Genomic DNA, 16,839 nt, shown 5'->3' with positions numbered 1-16,839 from the left:
TAGATCACTAGCAATTTGATGCATTCTAGAAATTGATTTTACTTATAGGCTGATCTTGGAAAAACGCGCCCGATTCCGCTCTGCATGGCTGCCTTACGCATTGGTAGCGCCACAAATTATTGTGACGTTACTGTTTTTTTTCTGGCCTGCGGTACAAGCTTTATATCAATCGGTATTGCTGCAAGATGCATTCGGCATGTCCACTCAATTTGTCTGGCTGGATAATTTTAAGACGCTGTTTGCTGATCCTAGTTATTTAGAGTCTTTCAAAACTACCGCACTGTTCTCGGTTCTGGTCGCCGTTTCCGGTTTAAGTATCTCCTTAGTCTTCGCGGTATTCGCAGACCGGGTTGTCAAAGGTGCTGCGATTTACAAAACTTTTTTGATCTGGCCGTATGCTGTGTCACCTGTAGTCGTCGGCGTGTTATGGATGTTTTTACTGAACCCGACTTTAGGTATTGTTGCCCATGCTTTGCGGCATGTTGGTATTGAGTGGAATAGTTTGCTGAACGGGCAACACGCGATGATTTTGATTGTGTTAGCCGCAGTCTGGAAGCAGATTAGTTATAACTTTTTATTTTTTCTGGCGGGGCTGCAATCGATCCCCAAATCTTTGATTGAAGCAGCGGCAATTGACGGTGCAGGACCGGTAAAACGTTTCACCACGATTGTCTTTCCTTTACTATCACCGACCTCATTTTTTCTGCTGGTCGTGAATATTGTCTACGCGTTTTTTGATACCTTTGCGATTGTCGAAGCGACTACCCAGGGCGGCCCGAGTAAGGAGACAGAAATCTTGGTCTACCGCGTTTTTAACGATGGTTTTAAGGGCGGCGATCTCGGCAGTGCGGCAGCACAATCGGTGATTTTGATGACAATCGTGATTGTGTTGACGATCGTCCAGTTTAAATATGTAGAGAAAAAAGTACAGTATTCATAAGCTTTGTACTTGCCAGGATAAATAGCATACTGTCAGTGAGTATATTTAGTTGTCCATATAATCATTGGACAATCAACCATATTTCATGAAATAGTGGGGGAGTATATGAAAAATTCCTCTGCAATGCTTGAAGTGAACCTTAATTACAACTGAAGTAAATCTGATTTGCGTCAACTATGTAGCGCGATCTGATTGCAGTCCCTTAAGTGAAAGTCAGTCCATGATAGAGCGTCGTCCAATATTGGATTTCATCAGTCACCTGGTTTTAATCATCGGTGTGCTGATTGTGGCTTTTCCCATCTATATTGCCGTAGTTGCCAGTACCCAGACCGCAGAACAAAGCGCGCTGGCACCGATGTCTTTGTTGCCCGGTAATCAGTTCGTCCAGAATTTTTCTACGGTATTAAGTAGCGGCGCGTCCGGCAATGTTTCTACCAGTCCGGTGGCCAGAATGTTGTGGGTGAGCCTGGTATCTGCACTGATGATTGCCATCGGAAAAATAGCTATCTCTATGTTGTCGGCATTTGCGCTGGTGTATTTTCGTTTTCCTGGGAGAACCTGGTTTTTTTGGATGATTTTTGTAACCTTGATGTTGCCGGTAGAAGTAAGGATTTCTCCTACCTATAAAGTCGTCTCCGATTTATCCATGCTCAATTCTTACGCTGGTTTGACGATCCCTTTAATCGCTTCTGCTACGGCGACTTTTTTGTTCAGGCAATTCTTTCTGACGGTACCTGAAGAGTTGGCAGAGGCGGCGCGCATCGACGGCGCCGGACCATTACGTTTCTTTAAAGATGTACTCTGGCCCTTATCGCGCACCAATGTGATTGCACTTTTTGTCATCATGTTTATTTATGGCTGGAACCAATATTTATGGCCTTTGTTAATCTCTACCGAACAAGGTATGTATCCGATCGGTATTGGTATTAAACAGATGATCGCTGGTGGCGACGCTGCGGTGGAATGGAATCTGGTCATGGCGACTTTATTGCTGGCGATGTTGCCACCGGGATTGCTGATCGTGATCATGCAAAAATGGTTTGTCAAAGGCTTGGTTGATTCTGAGAAGTAAGCGCAATTCAGCTACAACTTAGCTGCAACTCCGCTAAAGACTGCGCCACCGACTGTCTGTACGCAAAGCAAAGATTGCTATTCACCACACTCTCTCAAAACGGGATAAAAGAATCATCATGGCTCAAGTCCATTTAAAGATTGTCAAAAAAACCTATGGCAAGGCTGATAAGGCCGTTGATGTGATTCATGGTGTGTCGATGGATATTGCTGATGGCGAATTCATTGTCATTGTCGGCCCATCAGGCTGCGGTAAATCGACTTTATTGCGCATGGTCGCCGGCTTAGAAGAGATTACTTCTGGCGAGGTAGTGATTGGGGATCGCGTCGTTAATCAGCTTGAACCCAAAGATAGAGATATCGCGATGGTGTTCCAAAACTATGCCCTGTATCCGCATATGACGGTGTACCAAAACATGGCGTATGGCTTGAAGATACGTCGGTTTTCTAAAGACGATATTGAGTTGCGGGTACAAAAGGCAGCAAAGATTTTGGAGCTGGGTGAGCTATTGCAACGCACGCCGCGCCAGCTCTCTGGTGGCCAGCGTCAGCGCGTCGCTATGGGACGTGCAATTGTGCGTGAGCCAGCTGTTTTTTTATTCGATGAACCCTTATCCAATCTGGATGCCAAGCTAAGGGTACAGATGCGCTTAGAAATCCAAAAACTCCATCGTACCTTAGGCACAACCAGTTTATATGTCACGCATGATCAGGTCGAAGCAATGACTTTGGGGCAGCGCATGATAGTGATGAATGCTGGCAAGGCAGAGCAGATCGGCACGCCAGCCGAGGTTTATAGTAAACCGGCAACGACCTTTGTCGCTAGTTTTATCGGCTCGCCACCGATGAATTTATTGCGCGGCAAAGTTAGTGCGGATGGGCGGCAAATACAATTCGGTCAAGCCAGTGTCAATTTGCCAGTCTTGAAGTCAATTGCTGATCAGATCGTCAATCACGATCTGATCATGGGTGTACGTCCAGAGCATTTATTGATAGGCATGCCCGGTTTGCCGCTAGAAGTAGAACTGGTGGAATCCTTAGGCGCGGATTTGCTGGTACATGGCAATTGTGCCGGACAAGCGGTGGTGATTCGTACACCGACGGGGACGCCGGTAGAGGCGGGGCAGCGCACGACGGCAGGTTTTACCGCCGATGTACTGCATTGGTTTGATCCAGTAACGAATCAGCGCCTGAGTTAGTCTTAACTTATTAGGCTTAACTTATTAGGCTTAACTGAGTTGGCATCACTGATTAAACTTATTCGGTGAGTCTTAATCATTTAAGCGTAAATTGATAGCTTCAGTATGTGGTACTTGTTTGAGAACTTAAGTCAAAACTACGAATTTACGCTTCGGCTTTTCATCGATATTTTTGTCTTTGATGATCGCAGCAGCGGCAGCGTCCACACCGGGTATTTGATGGATTCCGGTCTGGCTAGTTTGTCGCTTCGCTCCTATTACCATCCCAGAAAAAAAAGCGATTGTGATCAACACACCGATGGCAACAACAGTGGCAACAGCGCTGGTAGCGAGAGAATATTTGGGCACGGTATTCATCTGAGGATTCCTCCATTTTTACTCGTCAGATGAGAGGTTGGCGATGTCGCCCACCTCTCATCTATGACATCTTTAATGACTCATGAAGACTGCAGATTTAGAACTTGTAACCTACGCCGAGTGAGAACATATTGACCGCGCCTGTGTGGTCACTTTGGAGGCGATCGTAGTCGGCATTTAAGCTGATATTTTTAGTGAGCGAGTAACGCGCACCTACACCAACCAATGGGGCAAAGCGATGTTGGTCGGACTCCACGGCACCTACAGGCAGGAGGTAATTCGTAGAACTAGATTTGTCGTCGGTATAAGCGACACCTAAACGGCCATTTACAGAAAAATCATTGAAGTTGGCTTGCAACACATAAGACGCTCCCAGTCCCTTAGTGCTGGTTGATCTTCTCAGACTAGAAAAGGTTTCAGTAGCGCTACCTACTTTGTAATACATCAGCTCAACACCTTGAGACACATTCACGCCCTCAAACAAAGATGGCGCTCCCATATAACCAGCGTAAATCTTACCGCTGGAGCTTGCTTTGTTATCGCAACTAACTGAGCCTAAGCAGTCGTGGTCGTATTTGGCTTGAGCTGCAATGTTGAGACCTGCATAAGCGCCTGCTTCTGTTGTGGTTGCATCAGCGGCCATTGCGCTGGTGGCGGCTGTACCTAACAGTAAGCTGGCGATGCTGGCGAAAAAAATGGATTTTGCTTTGAACATGATTGCCTCGATAAATGAGTTTTTAGAAGTTTCCTCTTGAGTTGCTATCGGTATATTCGCTATCGCATCTCAGTCGGTCTTACTCCAAGCAGGTCTCGCGATGTTTGTCTTAAAACTCTCTTAAAACAGTGATGCTTGACCTCGGAGCGCAGTGTTGCAAACATTTTCCTGACGTACTAGCTAATTGTGCGAAGATGCGAAGTACGATATCTTAGGTACTGTTCTGCGGTACTTTTCTAGTATTTTTGTTCTGTTTTGAACTTTATAAGACTGACGAAAAATTGTCCCGACACGGCGTCGCAACGCAGCCGGGTCGGTTTTGTGTGAGTCCTACTTTAAAGAAGACATTTATGAGTTCTCCCGAATTGGTGTTGCAGGTCTTACGCCATGAGCTGCGTGCAGCTGGCGTCACCTACAAAGTATTGGCTGAGCGTATAGGCATGAGCGAATCCAGTATGAAGCGGATGTTTGCGCAAAAAGATATGGCCTTGTCGCGTCTTGCTGCGATCTGTAAAGCGGCGGGGATTGCGCTAGAAGATGTGTTGCGTCAGGCCGCTGATGTGACGCCGCATTCTGATAATTTGACCTTGGCGCAAGAGAAATCCTTGATGTCCGATCCCAAATTATTACTGGTAGCGATCTGTTGTCTAGGACATTGGACGCTGGAGCAGATTGTAGAAACCTACAATCTTTCTGAATCGGAATGCATCTTGCAACTGGTGGCTCTGGATCGTCTGGAATTGATAGAACTACGACCGCATAACCGCTATCGCTTAAATGTCTCTAGCGCTTTTCATTGGCGGCCTGATGGCCCGGTACAGCAATATTTTCGGGAACATATTGTCAGCGATTTTTTTAATGGTCGCTTTGATGGACATGGTGAAACAGTGCTCTGCGTACCTGCCAGATTGTCTGTCGCCAGCGCGCAAGAAGTAGTACAAAAAATTCATCAGTTGGTGGCAGAAATGGCGCAATCACATCAAGATGATCGTCGTTTGCCAGCAGCGGCACGTGATGGTTTTACGTTGCTGTTGGGATTCCGCTCATGGGAATTTTCAGCATTGACAATGCTGCGACGTCAGGAAACTACCGAGCATGTACCCAATATCACCAAACCGGCCCGAGGAAAAGATACAAACTAGAGCTGTCACCATGAGTTGCACCCGCACCAAAATACAAGGGGCCAAAGCGGGTGTCCATTGCGATAAAAGCGCTACCTGCTCGTTTTAAATTACCAAAACGTAGTGGTTGTTCTGCCCCAAAACCGCCGCCTAATTCTGCCGAGAAGCCCAGTCGTATTGCACCACCCAACGTCGTTGGCATATTGCCTATGCGGCGTGCGATGACGGCGCGCCCTAGTAAAATCGTATTGCCGTCCAGCGAATCAGCCGTGGTACCAGACAAGCGTAAAAATCCCCCCAATGAACTAGAGGCAAAGCCGCGTTGCGCATGCGACCATTCACCATACAGATGTCCCGCCCAATCACCGGTTTGGAACGCCGTCAGGCCTGTCAGTGATGATCGCGCCAAAGAAGATTCGCCTGTATCCTTGCTTGGCGAGCGCTCCCACAGTGCTGTTAATAAATTCCCCTGTGTCGGAAACGCCAGCGAGTCTAGCGTATCAATCCGTAGCTGAACAAATTGGGTAGTGTCGTAACTACGTGCACCAGGCGCATTCACATCTTCCGGCAAAATTACATTATATTTGCCAAAGCGGCGACTCAGTCCAATTTGAATATCACCCCAATTATCTAATTCGCGCCCCAGCACCAGACTACTGCTGGTAGTACGTGCGCTTACACGATAAATTTTGCGACCTTGCTGGAATAAATCGATACCAGATGCGCCAAACTCCAGCGACGGCGCCACATACCAGGGGGAGCCGGATGCCAGCGGTTGCCATAACTGTGTGCCAAACTGTCGCTGGCTACCGATTTTTGCCACGGTACGCAGTTCAGCACCGTAGCTATTGAGTGAGGAGGCAATATGCATAAAGCTCAGCGCAAATTGATTATCATCAGAAAAATCACTCGATAGTTCCAGTCCGACGCGCAGACGGTTGCGGCTAGAATTGGATTCAGTCGGTTTGATCACTACGCTACGCTGACCGTTATCGTCGGTGATTTCGGTCTCCACATTGTCGAGGTCGCCGCGACCATATAAGCGCGATGTTGCCTGACGAATCTGATCCGGAGTAAGCGATTGTCCCTCGCGCAGACCGGATTGCGTGACCAGAGCTTTGGGGTTGATATAGCCGTGACTTTCTACCTCAATTTTAGCGATAGGTAGGGCTTGGGTGACATCGTCCGGCGTGGCGGTGGCAGCCAGACGTTGCTGATCAAGCAGGGAATATTGTTCGGCACTCACGCTCAGATGTTGCAGACGCGGTGCCATTTTATTGGCAGCATCTTCTCCCGCTTTGATGGTTTTTTCGAACTGAGCGAAATCTAAAAAACTAATCCCCGATAAATCCGGTGCGATCAATACATCCTTGCTGCCCAATTCTTTAATCGAGCGTTGCACGTTTTGCTCGGTCAGAATTTGCAGCATCTGCTGCGCCACGCCGAAGGCACTACTGAGTTCGCTCTCTTTTGCCAGTGGAGTCCCGACATTGACTGCAATCACAATATCCGCCCCCATAGCGCGAGCCAGTTCGACCGGCAGATTACGCACCAGACCGCCGTCGACGACCAGCCTTTGATTCAGCCGCACCGGAGCGAAAACACCAGGTAACGCCAGCGATGCCCGCATGCTTAAAAATAACGGCGTATCGCTAAGCTCGACTAAATCCCCCGTCAATAAATCGGAGGCAACCGTGCGAAACGGTAAACCCAACTGGTTGATCGGACGGTCGCGCATACCTTGCGGTAACAAGCGGGTCAACGCTTGTTCCAGCGCAGCATTGCCTGCGGCGGCTGGCGGTAAAGATACGCCAGCTTTAGTGATGGCAAGCTCGATACGGGATGGCAGTAACTGATCTTCTTCTTTGCGCCGGAAATCCAGATCGTAGCGCGCTGGCCGGTCTGCCAGTACGCGGTCCCAGGCGGTTTCACGCACTAATTGTTCCAGCTCGCTGACCGATCGTCCCGCCGCATAGGCACCACCGACTACCGCACCCATGCTGGTACCAACCACAATATCCACCGGTACCCGTTGCGCCCGCAATGCGCGCAACACGCCAATATGCGCAAAGCCACGCGCGCCGCCACCGGATAAAACCAAGGCAACTTTGGGACGTGCAGGTATGGCGGGAATGCTGAGGGATAAATTTGTAGTTGCGGTCGTGTTCGTAGTTGCAGACGCCGCAGTGGTTTGTGCCAAGACTGCATGCGAGCCGGATGCCAGAGCAAAAGCAGTGCACAGCCAAAGCACAGTTGTCGAGGAACGATGGATGAAAGTAGCGACTACACGGGAGGGTGACATCATCAGTTTTACCTTTAGCAAATAACCTAGCGCAAGAATGCTGGGAGTATAGCGTCAGACCTAAGCTAAAACGAAGAACTGGCGGCGATCTGGTGTCAGTTTCGCTAGAAGCAAACGCAGTTCATTGGATTTTAGTCAGCTTGGGAATTAGAAAATGGATGACTTAGGGACTAGAGAAAATGTCTTTGTTCAGATTGAATGTTGATGTTCAAACGAGATGGGGCGTCAGTCAGGCTAAACCCACGCCGGAATGACATGCAAATGCAATACCCCACCAATACAACGCCATCAAAACCCAATCTGAACATAATCAAAATAATATACTCATGGTCAGTATATTTAATCGTCCAGAGAATCATTGGACAATAAGGCTAAAAACTGAAAAATAGTGGGGAGTATATGATAGGCTCCTCTATTTTATCGCTTATCGTTGCCTTTACTCTGGTTTGCATTGCGCTTCGGCCAGGCGTATTTTTTTTGCTGGATGTTGTACCGTTCCCTGATAGTCCAGCCAGCATTGCTGGTCACGCAATACCAGCTTAAATACATTGACGGGTTCGACTACGCGGCCTTGCATCAGTTGGCCTGACGAGTCATAACGCGGAGTGCGCGCGAAAACAAACTGGCTGCTGTTGATCAATGTATCGTCTGCTAAATTGACTACAGAGATATCCACGTTTAAGGAGCTTGCTACCATTTGTCGCAACTGCTGCTGCACGCTAGTTTGTGCTGCAGCCGCTGATGTTAGATGAGCCGGTACCTCGGCAGAGGCGTTGATGGCCTGGCACGCCACCAGCGATACGCCTGCCAGCAAGCCACAACTGGATTTGTTTAACAAACGGAAATTGTGGCGGCTGCTTTTCATTTTTTGCCTGCGGTGTAGATCGCGATTTCTTTTGATATCGGACGGACTAATAGCATTGGACTAGATAGAGCTTGTCCCGGCAATTGAACGCCGCTGCTGGCGGCAGGGCAGACACGGTTGTTGCGGTAGCTTAAGGCGGCTGCTAGTTGCCCTTCTGCTGGATCGCCGATGGCATGGGTGAAATCATCGGCAACGCTGCAAGTCGGCGGGATGCCGTCAGCATAGTCACCAAAGCCTTTGTTATTTACCCCTTTAAATTGAATCGCAAAATAAGTTGTGCCGCAATTCGGTGCCGGATTAAAACCGTAAGGCTTACCGCAAGTTTGTGCGCCGATGACATCTACTTCAATATCAATCCCTTGCAGACTGTTGATTACCGATTCGCTGGCGGAGCAAGTCCCGGCTGTGGTCAATACGCTGACTTTTTTCAGACCAAGATACGGTAAAGCTTGTCCCGATGTGGCCGAAAATCCCTGCGTAGTGGAATAAAACGGCGTCGGTGTCCCTGGTAAGTATTTATCGTTAAATTGAGTTTGCTCAAAGGTTTTACCTGCGGTGGCGGTCGGGCCTGCAATCATATAAGCCAGTTCGCTGGCGATGTTTAAGTAGCCGCCGCCGTTATAGCGCAAGTCCAGTACCAGGTCGGTGATGCCCGCAGACTTAAGTTGATTGATTGCATTGATCAACTGCAATTCTGATACGGCATTATGGCTGTTGAAGGTCAGATAGCCAACATTGCCAGTCGCGGTGGCGATGGTTTTAACGTTCTGCACGGGCGTGGTCGTGACATTGCTGGCAGCAAGACTGACGCCGATATTACTACCGGCACGCGTGACCACGAATTGATGTGTTTCACCCGCGGTTGCCGGGAATAAGCCAGCATTTAATGCGGCCACGCTGGCACTGTCTGAGCTGTTCAAAAAGTCGACATTGTCGACGGAGAATAATTGATCGCCACGACGCAAGCCCGCATTGGCCGATGGTGAGCCTGACTCTACATAAGTAATAACCCATTTGCGTGGCTTAGTACCGCTAGGACTGGTTGCCCAATTGATGCCATAACCCAGTTCTACGCTTTGCTGAATTAACGTATCCCATTCTGCGGACGTATAAGTAAAATGGAACTGATCTTTAGGTTTGCCGGAAGCGGTAATTGCATTAGTTTTAAGGTCATTAAAATAAGTAATCGCTGAACTGTAATTGTCTGGATTGAGCGTCGTTGGTACTTCTTTATACCAAAGATAAGTTTCATCAATCCAGGAGCGCAGCCAGGTTTTTTCGTTGGCGAGCGTTCCTTGTTTGTCGGGGTAGGGCGTGTTGCCATTCAAAGGATCCAAGCCAGTGCGAGGTGATTGGCATAGGTTCTGAACGGTACTTGAGGCAACCAGTGTGGTCGAGCCCGTTACGGGCGCTGGCGGGGTCGTCGTCGCGGAACCGCCGCCACCGCCACCACAGGCAGATAACACGGAAGACACAACAAGAGTGAGAGCAAATAGATGGCGTGATTTCGTCAGCATAAAATATCAGATCAGGAGGGCTAGTATGGTCGTGGACAATCTCAGATGAGCTCTGGTGACAAAAGATCACCAGATAATTCAGATGACATCTTGCCCGATTCTTCTGCCGAAAAACATCCCGGTTACAAATATTTATACATCGATGATCCCGGCTTCTGAATCATGGCGGTATCGTCAGATTTAACCGCCTGTATCATCGACATTGACCAACGAGTTGAGGACGTGATCGCGCCAGACGCCGTTGATTTTAAGATAGGATTTGGCGAGACCTTCTCGCGCAAAATCGAGCCGTTGTAACAGCGCGGCGCTACGGATGTTTTCGGGAACATGGTTTGCCATGATTCGGTGCAATCCTTGCTGCTGAAACATGTGCTGTATGCCCGCTTGCACCGCCTCCAGCATATAGCCCTTTCCCTCTGCCTCAGCGTCGATCGCATAGCCCAAGTGACATGCCTGAAAGACGCCACGCACGATATTGCTAAAGTTACAGGTGCCAATGAGTTGCGGCGAATTTTGTAGAAAAACGGCCAGCGCCAGTGACTGGCCTGCCTCTATATTTAAACAACTGCTAATCAAACGTTGCCGGCACTGTTCCAATGTAAAAAAACTGTCGTCACGCACGGGCTCCCATACAGCCAAATGCAATCGGTTTTTGATTAGATAGGCTTGTAATAGCGGCGCGTCCTCGGGATTCAGTACGCGTAATTGCAAGCGGGACGTCGTGATTTGAGTGGTCAGCATGGTCATCGGTCGTCTTCAAACTAAGGCTTATAAAAACTTGAGTCCGGCAATGCCTGCGATGATCAGCCCCATGCACATCAGTCGAGTGACTGTGGCTGCATCGCCAAATAAAATAATGCCCATGATTACGGTACCGACTGCGCCTATGCCAGTCCAGACCGCATAAGCAGTGCCGACTGGCAGCGTTTTCATCGCCAGAGAAAGCAGCCAGACGCTCGCAGCCATCGCAGTCACTGTGCCGACCGAGGGCCAAAGGCGCGAGAAGTTATCGGTATATTTGAGGCCGATAGCCCAGACGACTTCGAGCAAACCCGCAATAAATAAAATGAACCAAGCCATAGTTAGTATGAAGAGTTGATTGGAGTTTTAATGATATTGCAGCGCTGGTGGCGACATTGCAAGGTCGCAGCGAACCGCAAGCCAATGATAAAAAAGAACGGAAAGCGAGCGTATGCCCGGCGGAATATCAGAAAGCTAGGCTAGGTATTATTGCGCGCTCGCCGCTTCGTCCAGCATCCTGACACCTGGCAAGTCGCAGGCCAATACCGCTTGGCGAATCGCTTCAATTGCCGCTTGACGGGTAAAGCTTTTGCGCCATGCAATGACAACGCGTCGCTCGGGAACCGGATCACTAAATGGCAGATAGCGCAGCATGCCATCTTTGGTTTCCAGATCAGGTACCGAGGCCATCGGCAAGACAGTGATGCCAATGCCAGAGGCGACCATATGACGTATGGTTTCTAGCGACGAGCCTTCAAAACTGCGGGCAATTCCGTCGCCAGCAGTAGAGAATCGCGACATTTCAGGACAGACTTCCAGCACTTGATCGCGGAAGCAATGACCGTTGCCTAGCAACAGCATGGTTTCGGATTTAAGTTCTGCAGTGGAGACTTCAGTGCGATCCGCCCAGATATGATCACGCGGTGTTGCGACTACAAATGGCTCGTCATACAGGGCTTGCACCATCATGCGTTGATCGGGCAAGGGCAATGCCATGATGGCGGCATCCAGTTCACCCTGACGCAATAGCTCCATCAATTTAACAGTGAAATTTTCTTGCAGCACCAAGGGCATTTGCGGTACTTGCTTGATCATCGTTTTGACCAGCGTTGGTAACAAGTAAGGGCCTACTGTGTAAATCACACCAAGGCGGAAAGGACCTGCTAACGGATCTTTGTTTTGTTTCGCGATTTCTTTAATAGCGGCGGTTTGTTCTAACACCCGTTCAGCTTGTGCCACGATTTGTGCACCAAGCGGCGTGGTAGAAACTTCGGTGCCACCACGCTCAAAAATGGTAACACCCAGTTCTTCTTCGAGTTTTTTGATGGCAACTGACAAGGTCGGCTGCGCGACAAAACAGGCTTCAGCCGCGTGACCAAAGTGCTTTTGGCGGGCGACTGCGACGATGTATTTTAATTCTGTGAGTGTCATGGCGCGGGGTCTATTAGCAATCTATTAGCAACTAAGTCGGGAGCGCGAATGAGTCTAAACGGGTACAGGGCTAGGCGCAAAGAGAGCAATAGTGCAAGCACTATAAGCGATTTGCAACAACGCCATGTACCCGGTTAGGCCATTCCCGAAGGGTTCAGTCCAAAGCGCACGATGAACCGCGTTGCATCTCTTGCTGAGGCTCCAGCCTCAGCAGCGACATGCGCCTTGCCATCCTGCGCTTTGGGCTGAACGCATCTCCCAATTTAGTTGCTATTAGACCCCAGTGTGGCACAGACTTTTGCCAGCGTCAGCAAGTGCTTATCTTTGTTGTCGATGAAAAGATGGAAATGAGGGGAGTATTTTTAATTGTCTATATTTTTATTGGACAATTAGGCATTATTCTGCCATACAGATGGGGAGTATAAATTTTTTCTACTTGTGTAAAAGGCAAAAAAATCTGTGGTTTTGGTGTGTATTTGCAAGTGATACGGCGGTATCGACAGAAAAATGTTGCCTCGAGTCTTGCATCATTCACGCAGCACTTTTCCATCGTTGGACATTTATAGATCTGCTATGCCATTTTACTCATGGCACGCGTCAGTTCATGATGTCCTTGCGCGGTACCACTTTCCGGCACGATCTCGCCATCACGATTTTTGATATCGGCCAGTTGTGCCGCCAGACGCTCTGGTGCGTCGTCGCCGCGACCGATCCAGGCACCTTGTGTCATGGTGATATGAGCTGCTTCAAAGCTGCCAGCACCGGCACATAAAATCGTGCGCGTTGGTGCGCTGTCTGCTGCCAATACCAGCATCGCCGGCACAACATCAGACGGTTGCAGTGCTTGCAGCATGGCTTCAGGGAACAGGCTTTCTGTCATGCGGGTTGCTGCAGTTGGTGCCAGACTATTTACTCGGATGTCGTTTTTCGCACCTTCCAGCGACAGGGTTTGCATCAAGCCAACCAGTGCCAGTTTGGCGGCGCTGTAATTGGATTGTCCAAAATTGCCGTACAAACCCGAGGAGGATGTGGTCATCACGATACGACCATATTTCTGTTCAGTCATGATCGGCCAAACCGCTTTGCAGCAGTTGACTGCTCCCATCAGATGCACATCCATCACCAGTTTAAAATCGTCCAGCTCCATTTTGGCAAAACTCTTATCGCGCAAGATCCCTGCGTTATTGATCAGGATGTCGACCCGACCCCAGGTATCCATCGCCTGTTTGACCATCGCTTGTACGGCGACAAAGTCCGTGACGGACGCGCCATTGGCAATCGCCTCGCCACCGGCTTTAGTGATTTCTTCCACCACGGCTAAAGCCGCAGCAGACGATCCGCCAGAGCCATCACGCGCGCCGCCTAAATCGTTGACGACGACTTTGGCGCCACGTTTGGCCAGCGCCAACGCATGCTCACGTCCGAGTCCACCACCTGCACCAGTTACGATAGCCACACGGCCTTTAAAATCGATCGTCATTGTTTTGCCTTTAAGAATAAGGGAATAAAAATACAGAACTTGAAAAAAGTACGACTATTCTATTTTAATTCGCAGGCTTAATACATAAGACTGATGCAAAAGAGAACAACAGCGGATGATTGCCCATCCTCGAGTTCACTTGGCTAATTTTTTCTGCATCATAATCGCACCGCCCATAGCAGGGTCAAGTTCATACCCAGCGAAACCGATATCCTGATAAATACCCTTAGCCAGATGGTTGCCTTCTAATACTTCGAGTGTGATTTTGCAGCAGTGCAGTTCTTTGGCGATGTTTTCAATATGAGCGAGGATTTTTTTAGCAATCCCCATACCTCGATAATCCGGCAGCACAGCGATGTCATGAATATTGAGCAGTGGCTTGCAGGCGAAGGTGGAGAAACCCTCAATGCAGATACTAAAGCCTGCTGGTTGATCATCAACATAGGCCAGAATCGCTCGGATCGTGCTCCGTTTTTGTAATTCTTGGATGAGGTTATTCTGAGTATATACAGATAGAGGTTCGCCGCCGCCCATGGGATCCAGGGCATAGCTGTTGAGTAACATGACGAGGTCACCAGCGTGCTGTGGATTATTCAGATCGGCATTAATAATTGTGAGCATAGTCGTTGTCTTTTTGATGATGATTGAATGATGTTGTTGAGGACTTGCGTCTTTGGAGTGTGACTGAGAATGCCCGACGCGGAACAGGTCAGCGTTATACCCGTAAAAATTCTTCCTTGTATCCCAGCCAGCGCTGCAAATGCGCTTCTACGGTAGGTACATCGGTGGCAAGCAATTGAACTGCCAATTCACGCGCCTTATCGACCAGCCATTGATCCGTCTCCAGGTTGGCAAAACGCAGCATCGCCTCGCCCGACTGTCTGGCACCGAGAAATTCGCCGGGACCACGTAATTCTAAATCTTTACGCGCGATTTCAAAGCCATCGGTACTTTCGCGCATGGTCATCAGTCGTTGTTTGGCTGTGCCACCCAGCGGGCCCAGATACAGTAGCAGGCAAACACTGGCGGCAGCGCCGCGCCCAACCCGACCGCGCAACTGGTGTAATTGCGATAGGCCAAAACGTTCTGCATGTTCTATCACCATCAGGCTGGCATTGGGGACATCGACACCGACTTCAATCACCGTCGTCGCAACCAGTACTTGCACCTCGTTGCGGGTGAAGGCATCCATCACGGATTGCTTTTCTAATTGCTTAAGACGTCCATGCACCAGACCTACGCGCAAGTCAGGCAGTGCTGCGCTGAGCATGGCGTGGGTGTCGGTTGCAGTTTGTAGTTGCAAGGTTTCTGATTCTTCAATCAGCGGACAAACCCAGTAAACCTGTTTGCCGTCTTGTGCCGCAGCATGCACTCTTTCTATCACTTCGTCACGACGGTTTTGGTCCACGACGCGGGTGACGATAGGAGTGCGACCTGGCGGTAATTCATCAATCACCGATACTTCTAAATCAGCATAGTAAGTCATCGCCAAGGTACGCGGGATCGGCGTGGCCGACATCATCAATTGGTGCGGGACTTTGCCTGCCTCGCCTTTATTGCGTAACGTTAACCGCTGTGCCACGCCAAAGCGGTGCTGCTCATCGACAATCACCAATCCAAGTTTGGAAAACTGTACCGCATCCTGAATCAGCGCATGCGTGCCGATCACTAATTGTGCCTCGCCGGAAGCGATCAGGGCTTGTGCTTTTTCTTTATCTTTCTTTTTCAGACTACCGGTGAGCCAGGCAGTTTTGACGCCTAGCGGTTCTAGCCAGGCGGCGATTTTTCTGAAATGTTGGTCTGCCAATATCTCCGTCGGTGCCATCAAAGCAGCTTGATAACCGCTGTCAATCGCTTGCGCTGCTGCGAGTGCGGCGACGATGGTTTTCCCACTGCCTACATCGCCTTGCAACAAACGCTGCATCGGATAAGCTTGTTTTAAGTCGGAGCGAATTTCTGCGAGCACGCGCTCTTGCGCACCGGTCAATGTGAACGGCAGCGTCATCACGAACGCATTGCATAATTCACCGACCGTAGGTAATACCGTCGCACCTTTAGAGCGACGTGCCAGCTGGGCGCGTTTCAGCGAAAGTTGTTGCGCCAACAGTTCATCAAACTTCATACGCTGCCAGGCAGGATGCTCGCGCTCGATCAGGCTGTGCTGGTCGACATCGGGCGGTGGATTGTGTAGCAGACGTACCGAGCTCTCAAAGCTCTCTAAATACAATTCCCTTAACAGTGCGGGTGCCAGAGTATCTTGCCACTCCACCTTGGATAGAGCCGTCGCTATCCGTTTGCGCAGCATAGTTTGCGACACGCCTTCACCTGCCGGATACACCGGTGTCAACGCCGTTGGTAAGGGGGCACCTTCATTTACCATTTTGTAGGCGGGATGTACCATCTCAGCACCAAAAAATCCATGGCGCAATTCGCCACGTGCCCGAACCCGCATGCCGACCGCCATTTGTGAGATCTGGCTACCGTAAAAATTTAAAAAGCGCAGCACCACTTGCGATGTGTCATCGGCGATAGTCACAACCAGTTGCCGTCTTGGCCGGTATTGCACATCACAGGCGGTTACTAAACCTTCCACCTGCACCATACTGCCACCCCGGAAACCCGCATCGCGCATGGCGGTGACTTCGGTTTCATCCTCATAGCGCATGGGCAAATGCAGCACAAAATCCATCTCAGACCGCAAACCTAGCTTGGCAAACTTATCCTCCAACTTATTGGCAGGCGTTTTTGCTGGCGCTGCTTGTTTGGGAGGCTTGGTTACTTTCGCTGCTTTTATTATTGGGGCAGGGGGCATAGGGTAAAATGCTCGGTTTTGCAGTTGGCGGTTGGGCTGAGATCACAAGTTGTCTGGCGCCATTCTACTGTTTTTTTATACAGTGTCTAGCAGCTTTTTTTGCAAGCGCACTATTTCGCTAATTAAGTGGTCTACTAAGTGGCTTGTATTGCTGTTGGTATCGTTTAACTAGATTGTCTAGATTGTCTTTAATGCCCAAAAGAGAGTCTCTTAATCTCTTTTTCAATTAAAGATCAAGTCTATGCATGCCATTCTTGCCAATTTGGATGTCCAATGATTCTGAGCCTC

Annotated in this window: 16 protein-coding genes; 5 read left to right on the top strand and 11 right to left on the bottom strand. The window is 49.4% G+C overall.

Features of this window, described 5'->3' with window-relative positions; translation table 11 throughout:
• The first annotated feature begins 55 nt into the window (after positions 1-55).
• From ugpA to RGU72_RS11400, 3 genes are all read left to right on the top strand, one after another.
• Positions 56-940 (top strand): sn-glycerol-3-phosphate ABC transporter permease UgpA, encoded by an 885-nt coding sequence (ugpA, locus tag RGU72_RS11410; protein WP_322119842.1) that lies wholly within the window; start codon positions 56-58, stop codon positions 938-940.
• Between the two features lie 220 nt (positions 941-1,160).
• Positions 1,161-2,012 carry a sn-glycerol-3-phosphate ABC transporter permease UgpE gene (gene ugpE / locus RGU72_RS11405; protein ID WP_322119841.1) on the top strand — a complete coding sequence of 284 codons (852 nt, stop codon included), beginning with the start codon at positions 1,161-1,163 and terminating at the stop codon, positions 2,010-2,012.
• 118 nt (positions 2,013-2,130) lie between these two features.
• Positions 2,131-3,210: a sn-glycerol-3-phosphate import ATP-binding protein UgpC gene (locus tag RGU72_RS11400; RefSeq protein WP_322119840.1), complete on the top strand. Its 1,080-nt coding sequence runs from the start codon at positions 2,131-2,133 to the stop codon at positions 3,208-3,210.
• Between the two features lie 126 nt (positions 3,211-3,336).
• Here RGU72_RS11400 and RGU72_RS11395 read toward each other — a convergent pair whose 3' ends face one another.
• Together RGU72_RS11395 and RGU72_RS11390 are read right to left on the bottom strand one after the other, a co-directional pair.
• On the bottom strand, positions 3,337-3,567 hold the full coding sequence (locus RGU72_RS11395; RefSeq protein ID WP_322119839.1) for a hypothetical protein: 231 nt from the start codon (positions 3,565-3,567) through the stop codon (positions 3,337-3,339).
• A 97-nt stretch (positions 3,568-3,664) separates the two neighbouring features.
• Positions 3,665-4,282: an outer membrane protein gene (locus tag RGU72_RS11390; RefSeq protein WP_322119838.1), complete on the bottom strand. Its 618-nt coding sequence runs from the start codon at positions 4,280-4,282 to the stop codon at positions 3,665-3,667.
• 350 nt (positions 4,283-4,632) lie between these two features.
• On the opposite strand from RGU72_RS11390, the gene RGU72_RS11385 reads away from it, so the two are divergent.
• Positions 4,633-5,424, top strand: a complete 792-nt coding sequence (locus RGU72_RS11385) for a helix-turn-helix transcriptional regulator (RefSeq protein ID WP_322119837.1) — start codon at positions 4,633-4,635, stop codon at positions 5,422-5,424.
• Here the strand turns inward: RGU72_RS11385 and RGU72_RS11380 are convergent.
• The 6 genes from RGU72_RS11380 to RGU72_RS11355 form a co-directional block, all read right to left on the bottom strand.
• Positions 5,390-7,705 carry a patatin-like phospholipase family protein gene (locus tag RGU72_RS11380; protein ID WP_322119836.1) on the bottom strand — a complete coding sequence of 772 codons (2,316 nt, stop codon included), beginning with the start codon at positions 7,703-7,705 and terminating at the stop codon, positions 5,390-5,392. The two genes, RGU72_RS11385 and RGU72_RS11380, sit on opposite strands and share 35 nt — an antisense overlap.
• A 436-nt stretch (positions 7,706-8,141) precedes the next feature.
• Positions 8,142-8,570, bottom strand: a complete 429-nt coding sequence (locus RGU72_RS11375; protein ID WP_322119835.1) for a hypothetical protein — start codon at positions 8,568-8,570, stop codon at positions 8,142-8,144.
• Entirely contained in the window at positions 8,567-10,087 is a 1,521-nt protein-coding gene (locus tag RGU72_RS11370) for a S41 family peptidase (protein ID WP_322119834.1), read from the bottom strand. The genes RGU72_RS11375 and RGU72_RS11370 overlap by 4 nt, the downstream gene beginning before the upstream one ends.
• Before the next feature lie 180 nt (positions 10,088-10,267).
• On the bottom strand, positions 10,268-10,834 hold the full coding sequence (locus RGU72_RS11365; protein WP_322119833.1) for a GNAT family N-acetyltransferase: 567 nt from the start codon (positions 10,832-10,834) through the stop codon (positions 10,268-10,270).
• 21 nt (positions 10,835-10,855) lie between these two features.
• A complete protein-coding gene (gene sugE, locus RGU72_RS11360) occupies positions 10,856-11,167 on the bottom strand; it encodes a quaternary ammonium compound efflux SMR transporter SugE (protein WP_322119832.1) in 312 nt (103 codons plus the stop codon).
• Positions 11,168-11,314: 147 nt separating this feature from the next.
• Complete coding sequence (locus RGU72_RS11355; RefSeq protein ID WP_322119831.1) at positions 11,315-12,259, bottom strand: LysR substrate-binding domain-containing protein; 945 nt, start codon at positions 12,257-12,259, stop codon at positions 11,315-11,317.
• Positions 12,260-12,477: 218 nt separating this feature from the next.
• On the opposite strand from RGU72_RS11355, the gene RGU72_RS11350 reads away from it, so the two are divergent.
• Positions 12,478-12,684, top strand: coding sequence for a hypothetical protein (locus RGU72_RS11350; protein ID WP_322119830.1), 207 nt, complete (start codon positions 12,478-12,480; stop codon positions 12,682-12,684).
• Positions 12,685-12,830: 146 nt separating this feature from the next.
• Here RGU72_RS11350 and RGU72_RS11345 read toward each other — a convergent pair whose 3' ends face one another.
• The 3 genes from RGU72_RS11345 to recG all read right to left on the bottom strand — a co-directional run bounded on the left by RGU72_RS11345 (position 12,831) and on the right by recG (position 16,551).
• Positions 12,831-13,739, bottom strand: a complete 909-nt coding sequence (locus RGU72_RS11345; protein WP_322119829.1) for an SDR family oxidoreductase — start codon at positions 13,737-13,739, stop codon at positions 12,831-12,833.
• Between the two features lie 135 nt (positions 13,740-13,874).
• Positions 13,875-14,360: a GNAT family N-acetyltransferase gene (locus RGU72_RS11340; RefSeq protein WP_322119828.1), complete on the bottom strand. Its 486-nt coding sequence runs from the start codon at positions 14,358-14,360 to the stop codon at positions 13,875-13,877.
• Between the two features lie 94 nt (positions 14,361-14,454).
• Positions 14,455-16,551, bottom strand: a complete 2,097-nt coding sequence (gene recG, locus RGU72_RS11335) for an ATP-dependent DNA helicase RecG (RefSeq protein WP_322119827.1) — start codon at positions 16,549-16,551, stop codon at positions 14,455-14,457.
• Positions 16,552-16,839 lie beyond the last annotated feature (288 nt).

The sequence above is a fragment of the Undibacterium sp. 5I1 genome (genome assembly GCF_034314085.1).
GTDB lineage: Bacteria > Pseudomonadota > Gammaproteobacteria > Burkholderiales > Burkholderiaceae_D > Undibacterium.
The sequence above is the reverse complement of the archived record's forward strand: the minus strand, read 5'-3'. Positions and strand labels throughout refer to the sequence as shown.

Excerpts from the sequence above, each read along its gene's own strand:
- RGU72_RS11350 (WP_322119830.1), top strand. The coding sequence starts at position 12,478 with ATGCGCCTTGCCATCCTGCGCTTTGGGCTGAACGCATCTCCCAATTTA.
- RGU72_RS11390 (WP_322119838.1), bottom strand. The coding sequence starts at position 4,282 with ATGTTCAAAGCAAAATCCATTTTTTTCGCCAGCATCGCCAGCTTACTG.
- RGU72_RS11395 (WP_322119839.1), bottom strand. The coding sequence starts at position 3,567 with ATGAATACCGTGCCCAAATATTCTCTCGCTACCAGCGCTGTTGCCACT.
- RGU72_RS11375 (WP_322119835.1), bottom strand. The coding sequence starts at position 8,570 with ATGAAAAGCAGCCGCCACAATTTCCGTTTGTTAAACAAATCCAGTTGT.
- sugE (WP_322119832.1), bottom strand. The coding sequence starts at position 11,167 with ATGGCTTGGTTCATTTTATTTATTGCGGGTTTGCTCGAAGTCGTCTGG.
- RGU72_RS11365 (WP_322119833.1), bottom strand. The coding sequence starts at position 10,834 with ATGACCATGCTGACCACTCAAATCACGACGTCCCGCTTGCAATTACGC.
- recG (WP_322119827.1), bottom strand. The coding sequence starts at position 16,551 with ATGCCCCCTGCCCCAATAATAAAAGCAGCGAAAGTAACCAAGCCTCCC.
- RGU72_RS11385 (WP_322119837.1), top strand. The coding sequence starts at position 4,633 with ATGAGTTCTCCCGAATTGGTGTTGCAGGTCTTACGCCATGAGCTGCGT.
- RGU72_RS11345 (WP_322119829.1), bottom strand. The coding sequence starts at position 13,739 with ATGACGATCGATTTTAAAGGCCGTGTGGCTATCGTAACTGGTGCAGGT.
- RGU72_RS11380 (WP_322119836.1), bottom strand. The coding sequence starts at position 7,705 with ATGTCACCCTCCCGTGTAGTCGCTACTTTCATCCATCGTTCCTCGACA.
- RGU72_RS11370 (WP_322119834.1), bottom strand. The coding sequence starts at position 10,087 with ATGCTGACGAAATCACGCCATCTATTTGCTCTCACTCTTGTTGTGTCT.
- RGU72_RS11340 (WP_322119828.1), bottom strand. The coding sequence starts at position 14,360 with ATGCTCACAATTATTAATGCCGATCTGAATAATCCACAGCACGCTGGT.
- ugpE (WP_322119841.1), top strand. The coding sequence starts at position 1,161 with ATGATAGAGCGTCGTCCAATATTGGATTTCATCAGTCACCTGGTTTTA.
- RGU72_RS11400 (WP_322119840.1), top strand. The coding sequence starts at position 2,131 with ATGGCTCAAGTCCATTTAAAGATTGTCAAAAAAACCTATGGCAAGGCT.
- RGU72_RS11355 (WP_322119831.1), bottom strand. The coding sequence starts at position 12,259 with ATGACACTCACAGAATTAAAATACATCGTCGCAGTCGCCCGCCAAAAG.